The organism is Winogradskyella sp., assembly GCF_013213835.1.
Classification (GTDB): domain Bacteria; phylum Bacteroidota; class Bacteroidia; order Flavobacteriales; family Flavobacteriaceae; genus Winogradskyella.
On the sequence record NZ_JABSSU010000003.1, the window covers coordinates 482,596 to 503,635 of the forward strand.

The following is a 21,040-nucleotide window of genomic DNA, read 5'->3' on the forward strand; positions in this document are numbered from 1 at the left end:
AATTAAAAGTTTAAAGTTAGTCTCATGTTTAAGTTTCGGTTTGGCATTGGTCGTAATGCCACATTTTCGTAATATGTATTGTATATATTATTGATATTTAAATCAACTGTGTAATCTAGTTTAGAATTTGATTTGAAATTATACGACAAACCAATGTTTGCAACTTGGAATTCCTTAAGTGTATTACCTATAATATTAACCTCACCATTAAATAAATGTTGATAGATTGCACTAAAGGATTTATAATTATATGAAGCCGATAGGTTTGCTTTATGAATTGGCACATAAATCAAAGGTTCTTGTCTTTCAACATCTTCAGTTTCCGTATAGGAATAAGAACCAACTAATAAAAGTTTATGATTATTAAATTCCTTCTTAAATCTTAAGTCTGCCTCTAACCCATAATGCTTGGTACTCGCAATATTAATGGGTAACCAATATCCTAAAGAACTATCTGGTCGCCATTGAATGAGGTCTGAAGTTTCGATATAAAATGTATTGATATCAAATTCCACCAATTTGGTAGTGAAACTATGACCTAAATCTATCTGATACGATTCTTCTGGGTTTAAATCTAGGTTGCCGCCAGGTGTCCAATACAAATCATTAAATGTTGGTACTCTAAAGTTTTTTGAAGCATTTAATTTTACAGTATAATTTTTGGTTAGTTCATAACTTAAATCACCAGAGAACACAAACGGACTTTCAAAATCTGAAATAAAATCTTTTCTAAGATTAAGATTATAAGCTAGTTTATTATTTGGTTGATGGCTAAAAATTACTGTCGTAGAAAATGCATCACGTTTTGGGTTATCAAAACTATTTCCCTCAGCAGTTATGGTTGTATAATCTGTAAGTACAGTAGTGGTAATACTATTAGTAAGCTTTCGTTCATAGTTATGTTTTAAGTACCATGTTGTTGCTTGACCTTTAGAAAAGATATCTAAATCCTTATTTTCAAAATATTTAAATTGTTCTGATAAATGAGCAGCCTTTAATACTGATTTATAACTTTTTTCTGCATGAACCCAATCAATCATCGTGCGATAATCTTCAGATTCATATCTACTGTTAGATGGCGCTACAATTGTGGCTGATAAATTTCTATCACTTCTAAAATTTTGGTGATATAACTTCAATACATCTTTATCTGATAATGTATAGCCAAGATTTAAGTTAATATCTAAATTATTGAATTGCCCATTCTCATTCCTTCTATCAAGTCCAATAAACTCATAATCATTTTCTGAGTCTACATAAGCCACACCAAAATTACCTGACCATTTTTCCTTTCCGAATGAAAAATTATAATTTGTGTTAAATGTGTTAAAGCTTCCATACCCAACTCTTAGGGTATGGTCAGTATGTTCTGAAAAATCAAGCTCATTAGACAGATGTACAGTACCACCAATAGCTCCACTTCCATATTGTACACTTCCACCAGAATTTCTAATGGTGACATTGTCATAATTAACAGATGAAATAATATTGAAATCTACTTGACCGTTGAGTATAGAATTTATATTAATACCATTCCAAATGACTCCTGTTTGAGAAGCATTGGTTCCTCTAAATGATGGCGAAGACACCATTCCATAACCATTCTCTTTAAAATAAATACTTGAGTTAAACCTTAAGACATCAGTTAATGAGGTAGTATTCTTTTTTAGGACAGAATCGTTTAAAACAATGAGTTTATAACCGTTTGCAAAACGCTTTAATTTTACATCACTAAGCACAACCTCATCTAACCTCTGAATAGAATCCAAAGGCTTCTGTGCGTAACCATAAACGCAACCCAGCAGTATGTAAACCAATAGCAATAACCTCATGTCACTCTAAACTTTTATCCCGAAAGTTTGACTTCATTGTTGAAATTGGCAGGTCTCCTGACTTATTCTTTACTATTTTACCTTCCCAAGAATGTCTTTACGAAGTTGACTTAAAGTCAACTGTGGCAATCTCTCAGTGGTATTGCAGAAAATAGTAACCTTTTTAAAAGGTACCGAAACGACACTTCGACTGCGCTCAGTGTGACAGTTCGGTATGAACTTACAGTTGCGGGAACAGTTTTGGATTTACACCAAATTCCCTTTTAATCGATTTAGAATATTTTCTAAATCAAACCAAAATTCTTTGCGAAAGTAAAACAATTTATTGAAGCACTTATCAAAAGTCTAAATAATCTTATTTTTGATTCAAATTCTATACTATGAAAAAGCTATTTTTCCACTCAATAATTTGTTTGTCTATTCTTCTAGTAGGCTGTAAGAATGAAAAACCAAAGGACAGAACGCTTCCGAGTTTAGATAAAAAAGCTCTTCATCTAAAATATGCTAAAGGGTTTTCATTAGAAGATTATTCTACTCACAAGATTCTCTCTATTAGTAACCCTTGGCCCGAATCTAAAAAAACTTACAAATATCTATTAGCTTCTAATAATAACGCTGATAACTTGAATTATGATAAGAATGCATTTGACGCTATTATTACTGACAATATTCAAAAATTAGTAGTTACTTCAACAACACACATTCCAGCTTTAGAACTTCTCGGTGTAGAACACACTTTGGTTGGTTTTCCAGGAACAGATTATATTTCCTCAGAAAAAACCAGAAAGCGTATTAGTTCTGGTAAAGTAAGAGAATTAGGAAAAAATGAAGGTATTAATACAGAAGTGCTATTAAGCTTACAACCTGATATTGTTGTTGGTTTTGGTGTTGATGGTGTTAACAAGACTTTTGAAACCGTAAAAAAAGCTGGTATTCCTGTAATATATAATGGTGATTGGGTAGAATCATCAGCACTTGCAAAAGCGGAATGGATAAAGTTTTTTGGGGTATTATTTAATAAAGAAAAAGAAGCGGATTCTATTTTTAAAGACATAGAAAACAACTATAACGAAGCCAAAAAGATTGCTTCTCAGGCAAAAAGTTCGCCAACTGTTTTAAGCGGTGCAATGCACAAAGATGTTTGGTATTTACCGAATGGCACAAGTCCAGAAGCACAATTCTTAAAGGATGCTAATGTCAACTATTTATGGAGTGAAACCACAGGAAAAGGCAGTCTGGCACTTAACTTTGAAACGGTCTTTGAAAAAGGACAAGATGCAGAACTTTGGATTAATCCTTCATATTATGGGAGTTTAGAGCAGATTGAAAATGCCAATGCGCTGTATAAGAATTTTGAAGCCTTTAGGAGTAAAAAGGTATATTCATTTGCTAATACCAAAGGAGAAACTGGTGGTGTATTGTATTATGAATTAGGAACAACAAGACCAGACTTGGTACTTAAGGATATCATAAAAATCTGTCATCCTGAATTATTACAAGATTACCAGCCATTTTTCTTTAAAGCACTGAAATAGATTTAGCATTATTCATCAAATTCTGAATAATCTTTTATCTTACATTTGGAAAAGAAATAACACATTCGATAGAATCATTTTTTTTTGAAACCTAGCAACACATATCGACTATCATTTATTGTACTGTCGCTGGTACTTATACTATGTTTTGTTGCCAATATTAGTTTAGGCTCTATCTACATACCATTTAATAGTATTTTTGGTAGTCTTTTTGGAACAATAGATAATTCAAAATGGGAATTTATTGTTACAAACTATAGGTTACCAAAAGCCATTACTGCAATCATTGTCGGATCCGGATTAGGGATTTCTGGTTTACTTATGCAAACACTGTTTAGAAATCCACTTGCTGGTCCATTTGTATTAGGTATTAGTTCAGGAGCTAGCCTTGGTGTAGCAATAGTTATATTGGGTTCAGGCCTATTTGGTGGTGTATTGGCAACTATACTTGGTTATAAATGGAGCATTTATATTGCTGCTGCTTTAGGAAGTTTTTTAGTGTTGTTAGCCGTTTTAGCAGTGTCTAGCAAAGTTAGAGACACTATGGCTATTCTTATTATAGGTTTAATGTTTGGAAGTATTACCGCAGCTATAGTAAGTGTGCTATCCTATTTTAGCTCAGCTGAGCAATTACAACAATATGTGTTTTGGGGATTAGGAAACATTAGTAATCTTACTTGGGAAGAGTTAAAAGTCTTTTCTAGACTTTATGGTATTGGATTAGTACTCGCTATTGTTTCTATTAAACAATTAGATGCCTTTTTACTTGGTGATAATTATGTGAAAAGTCTTGGTGTACCCTTAAAACGAGTTAGACATGTGGTTATATTATCTGTAAGCTTATTAGCTGGTACAATTACTGTTTTCACAGGTCCTATAGCGTTTATCGGTTTAGCTATACCTCATCTAACAAGACAAATATTTAGAACCTCTAGTCATAAAATATTATTGCCTGCTGTTTTAATCATTGGTGCAATTGTAATGTTAGTTTGCGACAGTATTGCTCAAATTCCGGGTAGCGACTACACATTACCTATAAATGCGGTAACAGCATTGGTTGGTGCACCTGTAGTCATTTGGTTGTTAGTAAGAAAACGTAGAATGATGTTTTAATGAATAATAATATAAAACATATCATTCTAAAGGCAAACGACCTTTCCATTGGTTATAAAACCAAGAAAGCAGAAAGTGTCGTGTCTTCTAATATTAATTTTGAATTAGAAAAGGGTCAACTAATAGGATTGGTTGGTGCTAATGGTATTGGTAAATCTACTCTACTAAGAACACTCATTAAAGTACAACCAGAATTATCTGGAACTATTAAAATTAATGATAAAGACATTAGTACAGTTCCATCTCAACATCTTGCCAAAGAATTAAGTATTGTTTTAACAGACGCCTTAACCTCTAAAAACTTAACCGTTTACGAATTGATCGCTTTAGGAAGACATCCATACACAAATTGGATAGGCACTTTAAGTCTTGAAGACAAGACTATTATTGACAATGCCATAACATTGGTGAACATAACAGATTTAAAACACAAACGTTGTTACGAACTCAGTGATGGCCAATTACAAAAAGTGATGATAGCACGTGCTCTAGCCCAAGATACAGATATAATTATTTTAGATGAACCTACTACACATCTAGACATGTATCATAAGGCTTATATTTTAAAACTGCTTCAAAAATTGACTAAAGAAACTGGTAAAACCATTTTATTTTCATCGCATGAAATAGATTTAGCCATTCAATTATGCGATACCATGATTGTAATGTTGCAAGACCAATTGGTTTGCGACCAACCGTGTAACCTTATTTCAAAAGGTGTTTTTGATTCGCTCTTTCCAAAAGATTTAATTTCATTCGATAATCAAACAGGAAGTTTTAGGGTTTCTAAGTAATTCTTATCCTCGTGAAAGTAGGAATCAACACTGTATCTAAACTAATCTCTTATCACTTTACACTTATAACATTTAGAACTATCTTTGATGAAATCTTTTTCATAACTAATGAACGAAACACTTATTCTCTTTATAGCAATTATCATCTCAGCCGGAATTGGTGCTTATATTGGACTAAAATTTGGGCAGTTAAAAAGTAAAAGTGATAAAAGCACACTTGAAGAACGCCAACTACAACTGAATAATACCATCAACGAGTTAAAACAAACTGTTGAAAAAACAGAAACAGAACGCGAAGAAATAAGAAGAGAAAAAGAATTTCTAAATACCGAACTTTCTAGACGTAATACTGAGTTTGAAAACCTTCAACAACAAAATCTTAAACGTGATGAAGAATTAGCCAAACAACAAGAACAGCTTCGAAAAGATTTTGAACTTATGGCTTCAAAAATTTTGGAAGAAAAATCAGAGAAATTCACTATCCAGAATAAAGAGAATATCAAAAATATTTTGAATCCACTCGAAGAAAAGATAAAAACCTTCGAAAAGAAAGTTGAAGATTCTCAAAAGGAAAGCATTAGTATGCACTCCGCGTTAAAAGAGCAATTACTAGGGCTTAAAGACCTTAACCAACAAATGGCTAAGGAAGCCACCAACCTAACTAAGGCGCTTAAAGGCGATAGTAAAACCCAAGGTAATTGGGGCGAATTGGTGTTAGAACGTGTATTAGAAAAATCTGGATTAGAAAAAGATAGAGAATATTTTGTACAACAAAATTTTCAGAGAGAAGATGGTACACGTGTTATGCCAGATGTTGTATTGCATTTACCAGACTCTAAAAAGATGATTATTGATTCTAAGGTATCATTAACGGATTACGAACGTATGGTCAATGCCGAAGATGAAGAGCGTAACATCTATTTAAAATCCCACGTCAATTCTATTAAAAAACATGTAGACCAGCTATCTGCAAAGAACTATCAGGACTTATATGATATAGAGTCACCAGATTTTGTACTTATGTTTATTCCGATAGAACCTGCTTTTGCAGTTGCCATAAACGAAGACAACACACTCTATAATAAAGCCTTTGAACAAAATATAGTTATTGTAACACCTTCAACCCTACTGGCAACCTTACGCACTATTGATAGCATGTGGAACAATGAAAAGCAACAACAAAATGCCATTGAAATCGCGAGACAAGCTGGTGCTTTGTATGATAAGTTCGAAGGTTTGGTAACCGATTTAACTGGTGTAGGTAAAAAGATTGATGCTGCAAAAAGTGACTATTCTGCAGCGATGAATAAACTCGTAGAAGGACGTGGAAACCTTATCAGTCGTGTTGAAAATATTAAAAAAATGGGAGCGAAAGCAAAGAAATCGCTCCCTGATAGTATTATAAAAAGAGCTACAGAAGAATAATTTATCTTACAATGGATCATAAAACCATAGACTCATCTCGAGTACAAATTTCACAATTAATGCTACCATCTAATGCTAATTTTGGTGGTAAAATTCATGGTGGTTATGTCTTAAACCTTATGGACCAGATTGCCTTTGCTTGTGCTTCTAAGCATTCTGGTAGTTATTGTGTTACGGCTTCTGTAGATACTGTAGATTTTATAAACCCAATTGAAGTTGGCGAATTGGTTACTATGAAAGCATCGGTAAATTATGTAGGTAGATCCTCAATGGTTGTTGGTATACGAGTAGAATCTGAGAATATTCAAACTGGTGAAACTAAACATTGTAATTCTTCATACTTTACTATGGTAGCTAAAGGAGACCATGGTAAACCAACGGAAGTTCCTGGGCTCATTATTAATGATAAGGTTGAAGTGATGCGCTTCCTTAAAGCCATAAAGCGTTCAGAAACCAAACGTCAACGTAAACTAGAATTTGATAGCACTAACTTTTCTGTTGAAAATTACCTTAAAGAACTAGAAGGTTATAGAGTAAAAGTCACGTTACCTGAAAACTAAAAAAGTCATTCCTATATTTAGAAATGACTTGTTTTTATATTTTAAATATTAATTATTTATTGCTTAATAAATCTTTTAGTCTGCAGAAAATCATTCCCGCTAACTCTTACTAGATATACTCCACTTTTCCAATTAGAAATATTAACTGTCTTACGCAATTGTGTAATCTTTCCATGATAAACACGTTTTCCCAACACATCAAATACTTCTAACTTAATATTATTATTTATGTTTGGTAATTCAATGTTTAGGCTATTTTTTCCTGGATTAGGGGAAATTTCAAAATCCTTAGTGTTTTGTTCAAAGTCGTTATTACTCAAAAGTGCCTGCGCAGTGATATTATCGATGTGCATTTCAGCACTAGTAACTTGACCACGCCAAGCTGGATTATTATTACTAATAATTCTCATTTCAGTTACATTAGCCAATGTCGCATTTATATCTGTTCCTGCATTACCACCATCTAAACCATCTGAAACTGAAGTCCAATCCGCAGAATTAACATTGATATTAAGATCCGACCAACCAGAACCAGCTTCAACTAAATATCCAGCTGTTGTAGAAAATTTACCACCTGGACCTGTAATGGAAAGTCGCACAGTTATGTTTGAATTTAATGCTCTTACTTTTAATGCTATATTATCAATATTTTGGCTTGTTGGGTTGGTACTATTCCAATCACCTACCCATGACGTGGTGTTTCTTATAATCATTCGTGATCCAGCACCAGCACCAGCACCAGTTGTAAAATCTCTTAAATAATTACCAGTAGTACCTGCTTGCTCATCGTCTGGAGCGTTTTCAACAGTCTCTGTAGGTGAGCCATTTTCAAACCAACCTTGTTTGGTGCCATCCTCAAAATCATCAACTTGTCCTACTGTTACTTGAGAGTATAACAACGAAGAATATAAACTAATTAGAAGTATTGCAAGTAATCTTATTTTCATAGACTAGACATTATAATTATCCAAAGTACAATTTTTATGGACAAAAATTGAACCATTTTATAAAAAATAGATGAACTACTTACTTAAATACATCTTACGTCGAGAATACAAATCGTAAAATTCGTCTTCTTTAAGGTTGTCTATAAACAAAATACTTTCACCTGTACTCTTCATTTCTGGTCCTAATTTCTTGTTTACATTAGGGAACTTATTGAAAGAGAACACTGGTTGCTTAATCGCATAACCATCTAATTGTGGATTAAAGTCAAAATCAGTCACCTTCTTCTCACCTAGCATTACTTTAGTCGCATAATTTACATATGGTTCTTTATATGCTTTTGCAATAAATGGTACAGTACGAGATGCTCTTGGGTTTGCTTCAATGATATAAACCGTATCATCTTTTATTGCAAACTGAATATTGATAAGACCTACAGTGTTTAATGCTAAAGCAATTTTCTTTGTATGGTCTTTAATTTGTTGCATCACAAACTCACCTAAGTTAAATGGTGGCAAGGTTGCATTACTATCACCTGAGTGAATTCCACAAGGCTCAATGTGCTCCATAATACCAATGATATACACATTTTCACCATCACAAATGGCATCTGCCTCTGCTTCAATAGCACCATCTAAATAATGGTCTAAAAGTAATTTGTTGTTTGGTATTTTTCTTAAAAGGTCAACAACGTGCTCTTCTAATTCTTGCTTGTTGATTACAATCTTCATGCCTTGTCCACCAAGTACATAAGATGGTCTCACTAAAATTGGAAAGTCTAATTTATCTGCAATGGCAAGAGCCTCATCAGCAGTTTCTGCTGTATCAAACTCAGGATAAGGAATGTTGTTTTCTTTTAATAAGGTTGAAAAGTTTCCTCTATCTTCAGCTAAATCTAACGATTGAAAACTTGTCCCAAGAATCTTAACACCATAACGTTCTAATTTTTCAGCAAGCTTTAAAGCTGTTTGCCCGCCTAACTGAACGATAACACCTTCTGGCTTTTCATGCTGAATGATGTCGTAAATATGTTCCCAGAATACTGGTTCAAAATATAACTTATCTGCAATATCAAAATCTGTAGATACCGTTTCTGGGTTACAGTTAATCATGATGGTTTCGTAACCACATTCTGCAGCTGCTAATACACCATGTACACAACAGTAATCAAACTCAATTCCTTGGCCAATTCTGTTTGGACCAGAACCTAATACAATAATTTTCTTTTTATCTGAGACAACACTTTCATTAGCAACAGAAACCACACCATCTGCCGTTTCTACTTCACTTTCAAACGTTGAATAGTAATATGGGGTTTGTGCTTTAAACTCGGCAGCACAAGTATCAACGAGTTTATAAACTCTATTGATTTTAAGCTCTCTACGTCTGTTGTAAACTTCACTTTCAAGACAATTAAGCATATGCGCTATCTGTCTGTCACCATATCCTTTTTGTTTAGCTTCTAATAACAGCTCTTTATCTATAGTATCTACAGTATATGTAGAAATCTCTTTTTGTAATTGGAATAATTCCTCATATTGCTTTAAATACCACATATCTATTTTTGTGATATCATGAATACGACTTAATGGAATACCCATTTCAATGGCATCAAAAATAACGAAAACTCTATCCCAACTCGCATGAGTTAGTTTTTCAATGATTTGGTCATAATTCTTGTAACCTTTTCCATCTGCACCAAGACCATTACGTTTAATTTCTAATGACTGCGTTGCTTTGTGAAGTGCTTCTTGGAAAGAACGTCCAATCGCCATTACTTCACCCACAGCTTTCATTTGTAAACCTAAAGTTCTATCAGAACCTTCAAATTTATCAAAGTTCCAACGTGGTATTTTTACGATGACATAGTCTAATGTTGGTTCAAATAATGCAGAAGTAGATTTTGTAATTTGATTACTTAATTCATCTAAAGTATAACCTAAAGCTAACTTCGCTGCAATCTTAGCAATTGGGTAACCCGTTGCTTTACTTGCTAAAGCCGAAGAACGCGATACACGTGGATTAATCTCAATCGCTATTATTTCTTCTTCTTCATCTGGACTAACAGCAAACTGTACATTACATCCACCAGCAAAATCACCAATACTTCGCATCATATGAATTGCCATATCACGCATTTTTTGGAACGTCTTATCTGATAATGTCATTGCAGGTGCAACAGTAATAGAATCACCAGTATGGATTCCCATTGGGTCCATATTTTCAATTGTACAGATAATAACAACGTTATCATTTTTATCTCTAAGTAACTCTAGCTCGTACTCTTTCCAACCCATCATTGCTTTATCAATCATTACCTCATGGATTGGTGAAATTTCTAAACCACGAGTCAATGCTTTATCAAATTCTGCTTCATCATACACAATAGAAGCTCCTGCTCCACCTAATGTAAATGATGCTCTAATACATAATGGAAAACCAAATTCTTGTGCTATTTCTTTTCCTTTTAAGAAAGAAGTTGCAGTAGCCTGAGGTGCCATGCCAACACCAATTTCAGTCATTAATTCTCTAAACTTCTCTCTATCTTCTGTAATATTAATAGCATCAATATCAACACCTATAATTTCTACGCCAAAATCTTCCCAAATTCCTTTTTCATCAGCTTCAATACAAAGATTTAATGCTGTTTGTCCACCCATTGTTGGTAAAACAGCATCTATTTGAGGATGCTCTTTTAAAATCTTTAAAATAGATTTTGTATTCAATGGCAATAGATAAACATGATCCGCCATTGATGGATCTGTCATTATCGTTGCAGGATTAGAATTAATAAGAACAGTCTCAATGCCATCTTCTCTTAATGAACGTAATGCTTGAGAACCAGAATAATCAAACTCACACGCTTGACCGATTACAATTGGACCTGAACCTATAAGTAAAATTGATTTGATTTTGTCGTTTTTTGGCATGCTATTGTGTTTTGTTTTGCAAAAATAGTTATGAATGGTGTATAAAAAAAGGCGTTACCAATAAGCAACACCTTTATATTATTAACAATTGTTAATCATTATTTTTTATGTCTAGATTCTGAAGACACAGACAATTTCTTTCTTCCTTTAGCTCTTCTACGTGCTAAAACTTTTCTTCCGTTAACAGAAGCCATTCTTTCTCTGAAACCGTGCTTGTTTCTTCTTTTTCTTTTTGACGGTTGAAACGTTCTTTTGCTCATGTCTTATATCTTTAAAATCTTGAAATCTTTATTATATATGTTTGAGGCTTCCTCAAAACTGCGTGCAAATATACAACAAGTTTTTACTTTAACAAGTACCTAAATAAAAATATTTTTATTAGTTTTTATTACCTTTGCTGACCTTAAAAAATATATAAGATATATGTTCAATAAAAATATAAAACTCGTCATTACAGGATTAATTATAGCTTATGCCATATACCAATTTACAGAAGGATATATAGGTAATGGTATTATGTATATTCTTTTCTCAACGATATTTATTTTCTTATACTTTAAAAATGAAATGATACTATTGGCTTTCTTAAAATTGAGAAAGCAAGATTTTGAAGGTGCGAAGAAATGGCTAGATAAAATTAAAAATCCAGAAACGGCTCTTGTAAAAAAGCAACAAGGTTACCTCAACTACTTAAATGGTATAATGGTATCTCAGACCAATATGAATGAAGCTGAAAAATATTTTAAAAAAGCTATTAGTCTTGGTCTATCAATGGATCATGATTTAGCTATGGCAAAATTAAACCTTGCAGGTATCGCATTTTCTAAACGTCGTAAGCAAGAAGCAACTAAACTTTTATCTGAGGCTGAAAAATTAGACAAAAGAGATATGCTTGCAGACCAAATAAAAATGATGAAGCAACAGATGAAAAAGGCGTCAATACCAAGACAACATTACGGACAGCCAACTTCTGCAAGACAACATAGAAGAAGTAGACGATAGTGAGTAGTGAAACTGCTACTTTTTAAATTGAAGCTGCAATCTTAAACACATAAACTTATTACTATCTACTTTTATTAATAACTTATTATTTGTAGTAACCTTCTTTAGGAATCTCAATTTTATATGACTTCCTTGACTTATTATTCAGATGTTTCTCTCTTAGCCATGGATTATGAATCTTTAGAATCTTATAATTAATACCAAAGGTTTTCGCAAACTGAGAAAAATCTGTAACTGCTGTATCTACTTCTACTTTATAAGTAGGAATTGCATTATATAACTGATTGGTATTAAAATTAAATCCATATTTAGTAGGATTATTTAGAATTTCTTTTAGAGCCACTATTCTAAATAAATAACGGCCTGTTTCTTCCCCTAACAACAAATCATAATAATTAGAGACTCCTTGCTCTTTTAACTTTTTAGATACGCCATAATTACCTGCATTATATGCTGCTGCAGCTAGCGTCCAAGAACCTAACTGATCTTTAGCCTTTTGAAGATATCTACAAGCCACTTCGGTAGCCATTTCTACATGGTAACGCTCATCAACATTCTTATTCACCTCTAAACCGTTTTCTCTGCCTGTTGTTGCCATGATTTGCCATACACCAACTGCTTTTGCAGGTGACTTTGCTGTTGGTATTAGTCCACTTTCAATCACAGCCAAATATTTGAAATCTTCTGGTATACCATTTTTCTTTAAAATTGGTTCAATAATTGGAAAGTACTTTTGCGTTCTTTTAAACATTAGAAGCCCATTAGATTGCCAATAGGTGTTCACCAACAATTCTCTATCCATACGTTCATAAATATCAGGATTCTCTATTGGTATTCTTTCACCAGCAAAATTTAAATCCTCTGGCATCTCTAAAGCATAGACGTTATAATCATTAACTAAAGGAGTTTCTTTTCCTATATTATTATCTGATGGTGCTTTTTGCATGGAAAAAATAAATAATCCCGATACTCCAATTAATCCAATTGCTGCGAATATGTTTTTTAAAATTTGCATAGCGTATTTTTCTTTAAATATAAGTGTCAATTTAATCCTTTCAAAATCAAGATTCAATAATATTTGGTAAATTTTCATTAAACCAATGGTATTTGGTAATAATCATGGCGTGTGTTCCACCTTTAACAACAATTGTACCATCTGTACATGAATTCGGAAACACAGTATCCTTATCTCCATGAATGTAAATCACATCATCCATTGGTTCTTCCTGATCCCAACAGACTATCTGTTTTATAGACCAATCTAAGTAATGCTTATCAGAGACATACAGATATCTTCTGTAATTATCTATACGCTTTTTCATAGTTTCGCCAAAAGCATACTTGGCCAAGGTTTCAACGTTTTTAACTAAATGTGTTGGTAATATTTTATAAATCTTAGTGTACTTCGCAAGTTTCATACGTTTTGGTAATTCGTGACGAGACTTTATACTCGAAACCACAATAATTTTTTTAAAGTCTTTATACTTTCGCATTTCTTGAGCTAAGATTCCACCAAAAGACACACCTAAAAGCACGACATTATCATGTTTTATTTCCTCATTCATTCGTTTGGCATAGCTTGTTAAGCTTTCATTTTTCTTTGGAAGAAACCATTCTAACCAATGTATTTTATACTTGTCTTCTGGAAGCTTAATGTACTCAAAAATAGTAGGGTTAGCAGCCATACCAGGCATTAAATACACATGTGTTAAAACTCTATTCATTACTGTTTATAGGCTTTTAAAAAGGAAAGGTAATTGATTATGATTTAATGTTTTAACAACCTCAATTTAAAATTTATGTTAAATTTTTGTACCTTTGCCCTGCAAAACTATGAAATATAGTTCCCACCTACCAACCTTAACTTTATAAACGAAGAAAAATTATGACAGAAACTGCTGAATTGATTGATAATGACTTTCTACGCCAATACGAATTAAAGGTTGAAAATAACATGGCTGTTATAGAATACTCTTTGCAAGAGCGCAAAATATTCTTAACTAAAATGGTAATTCCTGAGACTATTGAATCAACCGATTTTAAAAAAGAATTTTTAGAATTAGTTTTTGCTGATATTAAAGATAGAAATATCAGTGTTGTTCCTACCAGTCCTGAAATTGCAAAATTTGTAAGAAGCAATAGAAAATACAAACGAATGTTACCTGTTGGTATTAGAATATAAAATTGAAACATATTTTATAAAAAAAACCGAAACTTTTGAGTTTCGGTTTTTTTTATATTGTATGTAATTTTAGAAATCTATTGTCTTGTATAAACTTTTGTTGATGTTAAATAAGACACAACTTCTGTTCCTGCTTCGTTTTGAATTTCTACAGCATCAACTGTAACCGTGGTCATGGTATTGCCTTCTAAAATATATGACTCTAAATCCTCACGAGTATATACTACTGCATTACTTATTATGCCTTCACCACAATTGTATTGAAACGTGTAATTTGACATATCAACATCTCGCAATCTAATATCAACTATTGGTAAGTATTCTAAACGATGTGTCATTAATCCTTCAGAATCAAATGAGACAACTTCTTTAAAGTCGCAATCAAATTCATCTAAAATATTGGTGCTCATAATACCATCATTATTAAAATCTGTATCAATACCAATATTCCACTCCACCAATTGCCATGAACCAATATGAGCGTCTTGTTGTGAATCTTCTTTAGAGCAACTTGTAGTACAAATAAATGCGAATACTAATAAAACTAATTGTAAACTATTCTTTAACATTTGGGGCGTATAGAAGTTTGATACAAATATATATCGGTATTCTACTTTACTAAAAACTTATAGACTAGCACTACTATTCTAACGATTAACTGCAGAAAATAAACCTAAACTGGAAGATTCATAAAGTCGAATCTTACCAGGCCGTCTTCATCTATTTTGGAAAGCTTTACCTGATGAAGTGTATTAACTAACTCTGGATTCCAAGGAGTTTTCACTTTGACATAGTTTTCGGTAAAACCATGGATGTAGCCTTCTTTATTCTCACTTTCAAATAATACTGTTCGCTCTGTATGTATTTGATTTTCGTAAAAAGCTCTTCGTTTTTTTACAGATAATCCACGAAGCATTTTACTGCGCTTAGCTCTTACATTTTTAGGCACAACACCATCCATTGCTGCGGCTTCTGTATTATCACGCTCAGAATACGTAAACACATGCAAATAGGAAATATCTAATTCGTTTAAGAAGTTATAGGTTTCCAAAAAATGTTCTTCAGTTTCGCCTGGGAAACCAACAATAATATCAACACCAATGCAAGCATGCGGCATCACTTCCTTTATTTTGGTAACACGATCAACATATAATTCTCGCATATAACGACGCTTCATTTTCTTTAAAATGTCATTACTACCACTTTGTAATGGCACATGAAAATGAGGCACAAAAGCTCTTGATTGAGACACTAAATCAATCGTTTCGTTCTTCAATAGGTTAGGTTCTATTGAGGATATTCTCAATCGCTCAATACCTTCAACTTTATCTAGCTCTGTAACTAAATCAAGAAACGTGTGCTCGTGTTTCTTATTACCAAATTCACCTTTACCGTAATCTCCAATATTCACACCAGTAAGTACAATTTCTTTAATACCTTTTTCTGAAATTTCATGTGCATTCTTTAGCACATTTTCCATAGTATCACTTCGAGAAATTCCTCTTGCAAGAGGAATAGTACAATAGGTACATTTATAATCGCATCCGTCTTGAACCTTTAAAAATGCTCTAGTTCTGTCACCTATTGAATAACTACCAACATAAAAATCGGCATCTTCAATTTCGCAAGAATGTACTTCACCAAAATCGTTCTTGGATAGGTCATTAAGATAATCGGTAATTTTAAATTTTTCCGTTGCACCAAGCACCAGATCCACACCATTAACATCTGCGAGTTCTTCTGGTTTTAGTTGTGCATAACAACCAATAGCTGCAACAAAAGCTTCAGGATTGACCTTCTGAGCTTGCTTAACTATGGTTTTAAAGCGTTTGTCAGCGTTTTCGGTTACAGAACACGTGTTTATAACATAAATATCTGCTTTTTCACTAAAGTCCACACGATCAAAACCTTCGTCTTTAAAACTTCTAGCAATTGTAGAGGTCTCTGAGAAGTTTAGCTTACAACCTAAAGTATAGAAAGCTACTTTTTTATTCATTTGTCTATCAACTACTTCAGCCAAGTCAGAAATCTATTTATATTTACTTGTTAAAATTAAAGTGCGCAAATTTACGCAATTGTTAGACAATCTCACAATTAACTCAGACCTCAAACGTTAAAACTCAATAAACTACATCTTATATGTCTAAAGTTGATGCAAGAATTGCAGAAGTCAAATCATTTTTTAGAAATAATGATACTGTTCTTGGATACAGAAAACTCATGGATTGCGTCATTGATAGGCAAGACCTAGATATTTATAACGAAGTCATTTCATTAACAGATTGGAAAGAAAAACATCCGAATGAGGAAAAAGAACTGATTGAAAGGTCATTACAAATTCTAGATCGTGTTTCTAAAATACCTGTAACCGAATATGATACCAACAAACCATTAGTCATTGGTAAAAAGCTCATTAAAAGCTATGGATATAAACGCTTTAAACTTGGACCTATATCTATTAAAATACATAAAGGTGAAGTTTATGGTTTAGTCGGTGAAAATGGAAACGGAAAGACAACATTACTTAGATTACTTGCCAAAGAATTAAAACATAATAGTGGTTCTTTAGATTTTGAATTTGATAATAGTTATGATTCGGATTATGACCTTAGAACTAATCTCGTTTATATACCACAACGTACACAAAAATGGTACGGTAGCCTAAAGGACAATCTCAAATTTGTGTTATCTAGTTATGGTGTTTCACCAGAAGAAAATGAGACTCGCGTATTAATGATGATTGCTCGTTTTGGATTATGGAATTATAAGCATCTAAAATGGAGTGAACTGTCATCTGGTTATAAAATGCGATTTGAACTGGCAAGAACTATGCTTAGACAGCCAGAATTACTATTACTTGATGAGCCATTAGCTAACTTAGATGTTTTAGCACAACAAGTAATATTAGAAGATTTAAAATCACTTTGTAACTCTATAAACAATCCTGTAGCACTTATTTTAAGTTCTCAACAGCTGTACGAGGTTGAAAAAATATCAGACAAGGTTATTTATCTTAAGAATGGACAATACAAGGACAACAAAGAAGAACAAGTAGAAGATGAAAATCAATTAATTGTTGAAATTGATTGTAATGCCGATCGTGAAAAACTACTTTCAATATTTGAAGGTTTACAATTAAATAAGCTCATATTTAATGGAGGAATTTATGTTGGTTATTTTGATGAAACAACAGCATTTCATGAAGTTCTCCAAGTTTTAGGTCATCATGAAATAGATGTGACTTATACTAGAAATATTACTAAATCAACCAGACGCTTTTTTGTTTCGTAATGCTGCCTGCAATGAAAAAATTTATATACAATACAAATCAATATTTACTAGAACGCTTTCCTAATATCTGGAATACTAAAATTGTTTGGATGCTTGGCATCAGCGCTATCATTCACTTGGTATTCTACATCCTTGGTTTTATCGCATTGTCTAATGTAGAGACGCTTCATAAAAAAAGAAACGTGGATATTTTCTTTGAGAATGGTTCTATCTTTTTTAGCATTCTTATATCCATACTGCTTATTGTAATTTGGTTGACCCAAATGTTTAAGAATAATGGTTTTAAAAACTTCTATCCTACCAGTAAATACAAATTGTTTTTACAATTTGTATATTATTTCATAATCGTTTTTGTGAGCTGTACATTCTACTTTTCTTACATGTTCGGACTAAAACACTATATCAATCTGACTTATGATGATGACGTTTTTGTAGAAGAGGTGAATAACGCAAATAAAGCTGCCGTATTCCTTTCGCATAATTTAAATGATTACATGATTAATCATAGAAAATATCCATCACCATACGACACAATTTATTGTGAGACCAACTCAGGATTAGTTGATGGAAGATTTACCTATTTAGAATACTATGATAAGTCTTATCAGTTTTATACATTAAGAAAAGAAATCATTGATTTTAAAGATGTTTACTCTAATGAAAACATACAGAAAAAAGGTTATGTTTATTTTATTACATCAGACTCAACACGCACCTACTACTACAAGGAAAATGTTGTAGATATTAAAGATCTTCATACTTCATATCAAACATTTCCATTAAGTTTTAATGAATACAGCTATGAGGCTGAACCTTCTTATTTTAATTTTTCAAATGCGTTTTACAAACTGAAAAACGGGAATGACAATGATTATTCAGAATTTGAGTTTGATTATTTAAGCACATATCCATATCAAAAGAAAAAGAACAGTATTGAGCGTGCAATACGAAACAAATCAAATCATGATTTACTTTTAGAAAATGATGCAACTAAAATTAAAAATACATTAGAAACATTTTTATCCTATTGTAGCAAGTATAACATCGAAACAAATATTTCTGTAGAAACATGGTACAACATCATAAATACAGGACCAGAATACAAAGTCAAGGCTTTAATAGGACAATCTAAACCTATTAAAGGAGAATTTCAATTCGCTGAGGAACGTACAGCACTAGAAGAATACATTGATGAGATTACTACCAATTATTATATTAAATCTGAAGATTTAGAAACAGCGTTTAAGAATATTGACACCATAAAAAACTATACGGTTATCAACGGCTCAATTCACGTCTTTTTATGGATTGCCTTTTCATTGTCAATACTCATATTTTGTTTTAGAATTAGCAACCTAAGAACTTTTATTTTCTCAATAATTGCAGGTGTTGTGTTATTCTTATTTACACTTTTGATTATTGCTATTTATGGTTACTTAGTCAAAGGTGATTTTAGTGAATATTTTGCAATGTATTTAACTTTAATTATTTCAACAATTGTTCTAATAATTCCATTGTTCTATAAAGATAAATTCAGAAAACTATTAGTTGGGGTTTGCCTTAACCTAACCATCGCAGGTTTTATTCCATATGTTTTACTCATTCTTGCCATAATTACAAGTCATCAAAGTGATTATTGTAGAAGTTTGGTTTTTGAGGAGAGAGATTGTTTTGTCCTTTTAAATGATATAGGCTTTGTAACTACCAGCGTTTTCTTGTTTGTCTCTGCACTCGTATTTATGTACTTTTATGCTTCTATAATTAAACAATGGCGAGCACTACCAGAACAATAAGTATTTTTAATTCAACTGTTAAATATCTTTATGTCGTAATTGTCATTTGTGGTATTTTAATCTCTTGCGACAGTGATAAATCTAAAAGTCTAGACCATCTCGTTTTTAGATATAATGAACATAAGAATATTAGTTCGTTAGATCCCGCATTCTCCAAAGATAACGCAGATATATGGGCAACACACCAACTCTTTAATGGCTTGGTGCAAATGGATGATCAACTTAATGTAAAACCTTGTATTGCTAAACATTGGACAATCACTGATAGTGCAACCACCTACACGTTCAACTTACGTAAAGATGTATACTTCCATAAGCACCAATTATTTGGTAACGATTTAACAAGAACAGCAACAGCTCATGATTTTGAATATAGTTTTAATCGCATAAAAGATAAAGCTATAGCATCACCAGGTAGTTGGGTTTTAAATAAGGTTGAAGAATTTGGCGCAGTAAACGATTCTACGTTTCAAATTAAACTGAAACAGCCATTTCCTGCTTTTCTTGGTTTATTAACCATGAAATACTGTTCTGTAGTTCCTAAAGAAATTGTAAATCATTTCGGTAGTGATTTTAGATCTCATCCTATTGGAACTGGTCCGTTTGAATTTAAACGTTGGGAAGAAAATATTAAACTCGTTTTTAGAAAAAACAATAACTATTTCGAAAAAGACAGTACAGGAAAATTACTACCACATCTTGAAGCCATTGCTATCACTTTTTTACCAGATAAGCAAAGTGAGTTCCTGCAGTTTGCGCAAGGAAATATAGATTTTGTTTCAGGATTGGATGATTCTTATAAAGATGAAATATTAACCGCGGATGGAAAATTAAGGTCTAAATATGTTGATAAGGTTAACATGATTAGAGGCCCATATTTAAATACAGAGTACTTGGGATTTTACATGGAAACTGAAATCAAAGAATTTCAATCCGTAAAACTTAGGAAAGCCATAAATCTAGGTTTTGATAGAAGTAAAATGATGACCTATTTACGTAACGGTATTGGCATACCTGCATATGGAGGCTTTATCCCTAAAGGTTTACCAGGATATGATGATACCATTGGCTTTACTTACCAACCAGAGACTGCCAAACAACTCATTTCTGAATTTAAATCTGAGACAGGTATTCAAAATCCAGAAATAACCATCACAACTATCAGTAATTATTTAAGTTTTTGCGAATTTATACAAAGAGAATTTCAAAAAATTGGCTTACAAGTTAATATTGATGTAATACCTGCATCTAGTCTTAAAGATGGTAAGGCAAACGGGCAACTCGATTTTTTTAGAGCAAGTTGGATTGCAGATTACCCAGATGCAGAGAACTATTTGTCTTTGTATTACAGCGAAAACTTTGCCCCAAATGGACCTAATTACACGCATTATTCTAATAGAGAATTTGATGCTTTGTACGAAGCGGCTTATTTAGAAACGAATCCAACGGCAAGAGCACAACTCTATACCAAAATGGACTCTTTAGTAATGACTAATGCGCCTATTGTACCTCTATTCTATGATGAAGTGGTACGCTTTACCAGAAAAGAAGTTGAAAATTTAGGTATAAATGCAACTAACCTGCTAGAACTTAAAAATGTAAGGAAAGCTGAAAGTGATTAGTGATTAATGATTAGTA

At 32.6% G+C, this 21,040-nt stretch carries 18 protein-coding genes and 1 riboswitch; of the genes, 10 read left to right on the forward strand and 8 right to left on the reverse strand.

The annotated features are described in order from the left end of the window. Window positions 1-2 precede the first annotated feature (2 nt). Window positions 3-1,832 (reverse strand): TonB-dependent siderophore receptor, encoded by a 1,830-nt coding sequence (locus HRU50_RS05115; RefSeq protein ID WP_296348840.1) that lies wholly within the window; start codon window positions 1,830-1,832, stop codon window positions 3-5. Window positions 1,833-1,861: 29 nt separating this feature from the next. Continuing rightward, a riboswitch (cobalamin riboswitch) is annotated at window positions 1,862-2,146 on the reverse strand. 66 nt (window positions 2,147-2,212) lie between these two features. Between HRU50_RS05115 and HRU50_RS05120 the strand changes: the two genes are divergently transcribed. From HRU50_RS05120 to HRU50_RS05140, 5 genes are all read left to right on the forward strand, one after another. Then, window positions 2,213-3,367 (forward strand): ABC transporter substrate-binding protein, encoded by a 1,155-nt coding sequence (locus HRU50_RS05120; RefSeq protein WP_296348841.1) that lies wholly within the window; start codon window positions 2,213-2,215, stop codon window positions 3,365-3,367. An 84-nt stretch (window positions 3,368-3,451) separates the two neighbouring features. Further along, on the forward strand, window positions 3,452-4,480 hold the full coding sequence (locus HRU50_RS05125) for an iron ABC transporter permease (protein WP_296348843.1): 1,029 nt from the start codon (window positions 3,452-3,454) through the stop codon (window positions 4,478-4,480). Then, window positions 4,480-5,274, forward strand: a complete 795-nt coding sequence (locus tag HRU50_RS05130; RefSeq protein WP_296348844.1) for an ABC transporter ATP-binding protein — start codon at window positions 4,480-4,482, stop codon at window positions 5,272-5,274. The genes HRU50_RS05125 and HRU50_RS05130 overlap by 1 nt, the downstream gene beginning before the upstream one ends. A 108-nt stretch (window positions 5,275-5,382) precedes the next feature. Continuing rightward, the gene (gene rmuC / locus HRU50_RS05135; RefSeq protein WP_296348846.1) at window positions 5,383-6,699 is read left to right on the forward strand and encodes a DNA recombination protein RmuC; all 1,317 of its coding nucleotides are present in this window, start codon (window positions 5,383-5,385) and stop codon (window positions 6,697-6,699) included. 11 nt (window positions 6,700-6,710) lie between these two features. After that, window positions 6,711-7,259: an acyl-CoA thioesterase gene (locus HRU50_RS05140; RefSeq protein WP_296348848.1), complete on the forward strand. Its 549-nt coding sequence runs from the start codon at window positions 6,711-6,713 to the stop codon at window positions 7,257-7,259. A 56-nt stretch (window positions 7,260-7,315) separates the two neighbouring features. Here HRU50_RS05140 and HRU50_RS05145 read toward each other — a convergent pair whose 3' ends face one another. The 3 genes from HRU50_RS05145 to rpmH form a co-directional block, all read right to left on the reverse strand. Beyond that, window positions 7,316-8,206, reverse strand: a complete 891-nt coding sequence (locus tag HRU50_RS05145; RefSeq protein WP_296348850.1) for a T9SS type A sorting domain-containing protein — start codon at window positions 8,204-8,206, stop codon at window positions 7,316-7,318. A gap of 75 nt (window positions 8,207-8,281) precedes the next feature. Continuing rightward, window positions 8,282-11,134 (reverse strand): carbamoyl-phosphate synthase large subunit, encoded by a 2,853-nt coding sequence (carB, locus tag HRU50_RS05150; RefSeq protein ID WP_296348852.1) that lies wholly within the window; start codon window positions 11,132-11,134, stop codon window positions 8,282-8,284. 98 nt (window positions 11,135-11,232) lie between these two features. Beyond that, the gene (gene rpmH / locus HRU50_RS05155) at window positions 11,233-11,394 is read right to left on the reverse strand and encodes a 50S ribosomal protein L34 (RefSeq protein WP_296348856.1); all 162 of its coding nucleotides are present in this window, start codon (window positions 11,392-11,394) and stop codon (window positions 11,233-11,235) included. 163 nt (window positions 11,395-11,557) lie between these two features. On the opposite strand from rpmH, the gene HRU50_RS05160 reads away from it, so the two are divergent. Beyond that, window positions 11,558-12,136 carry a DUF2892 domain-containing protein gene (locus HRU50_RS05160; RefSeq protein ID WP_296348858.1) on the forward strand — a complete coding sequence of 193 codons (579 nt, stop codon included), beginning with the start codon at window positions 11,558-11,560 and terminating at the stop codon, window positions 12,134-12,136. Window positions 12,137-12,221: 85 nt separating this feature from the next. On the opposite strand, the gene HRU50_RS05165 is transcribed toward HRU50_RS05160, so the two are convergent. Together HRU50_RS05165 and HRU50_RS05170 are read right to left on the reverse strand one after the other, a co-directional pair. After that, window positions 12,222-13,151: a lytic transglycosylase domain-containing protein gene (locus HRU50_RS05165; protein WP_296348861.1), complete on the reverse strand. Its 930-nt coding sequence runs from the start codon at window positions 13,149-13,151 to the stop codon at window positions 12,222-12,224. Window positions 13,152-13,197: 46 nt separating this feature from the next. Then, window positions 13,198-13,860 (reverse strand): alpha/beta hydrolase, encoded by a 663-nt coding sequence (locus HRU50_RS05170; RefSeq protein ID WP_296348863.1) that lies wholly within the window; start codon window positions 13,858-13,860, stop codon window positions 13,198-13,200. Between the two features lie 161 nt (window positions 13,861-14,021). Between HRU50_RS05170 and HRU50_RS05175 the strand changes: the two genes are divergently transcribed. Further along, window positions 14,022-14,318: an N-acetyltransferase gene (locus tag HRU50_RS05175; protein WP_296348865.1), complete on the forward strand. Its 297-nt coding sequence runs from the start codon at window positions 14,022-14,024 to the stop codon at window positions 14,316-14,318. A 77-nt stretch (window positions 14,319-14,395) separates the two neighbouring features. Here the strand turns inward: HRU50_RS05175 and HRU50_RS05180 are convergent, their stop codons facing one another. Next, window positions 14,396-14,887, reverse strand: a complete 492-nt coding sequence (locus HRU50_RS05180) for a hypothetical protein (protein WP_296348867.1) — start codon at window positions 14,885-14,887, stop codon at window positions 14,396-14,398. Window positions 14,888-14,991: 104 nt separating this feature from the next. Next, window positions 14,992-16,314, reverse strand: coding sequence for a tRNA (N(6)-L-threonylcarbamoyladenosine(37)-C(2))-methylthiotransferase MtaB (gene mtaB, locus HRU50_RS05185; RefSeq protein ID WP_296349092.1), 1,323 nt, complete (start codon window positions 16,312-16,314; stop codon window positions 14,992-14,994). A gap of 143 nt (window positions 16,315-16,457) precedes the next feature. Between mtaB and HRU50_RS05190 the strand changes: the two genes are divergently transcribed. The 3 genes from HRU50_RS05190 to HRU50_RS05200 are packed head-to-tail and all read left to right on the forward strand — an operon-like array spanning window position 16,458 to window position 21,024. After that, on the forward strand, window positions 16,458-17,609 hold the full coding sequence (locus tag HRU50_RS05190; RefSeq protein WP_296348869.1) for an ATP-binding cassette domain-containing protein: 1,152 nt from the start codon (window positions 16,458-16,460) through the stop codon (window positions 17,607-17,609). Between the two features lie 11 nt (window positions 17,610-17,620). Continuing rightward, entirely contained in the window at window positions 17,621-19,402 is a 1,782-nt protein-coding gene (locus tag HRU50_RS05195; protein ID WP_296348871.1) for a hypothetical protein, read from the forward strand. After that, window positions 19,378-21,024: an ABC transporter substrate-binding protein gene (locus HRU50_RS05200; protein WP_296348872.1), complete on the forward strand. Its 1,647-nt coding sequence runs from the start codon at window positions 19,378-19,380 to the stop codon at window positions 21,022-21,024. The genes HRU50_RS05195 and HRU50_RS05200 overlap by 25 nt, the downstream gene beginning before the upstream one ends. The last annotated feature ends 16 nt before the right edge of the window (window positions 21,025-21,040 follow it).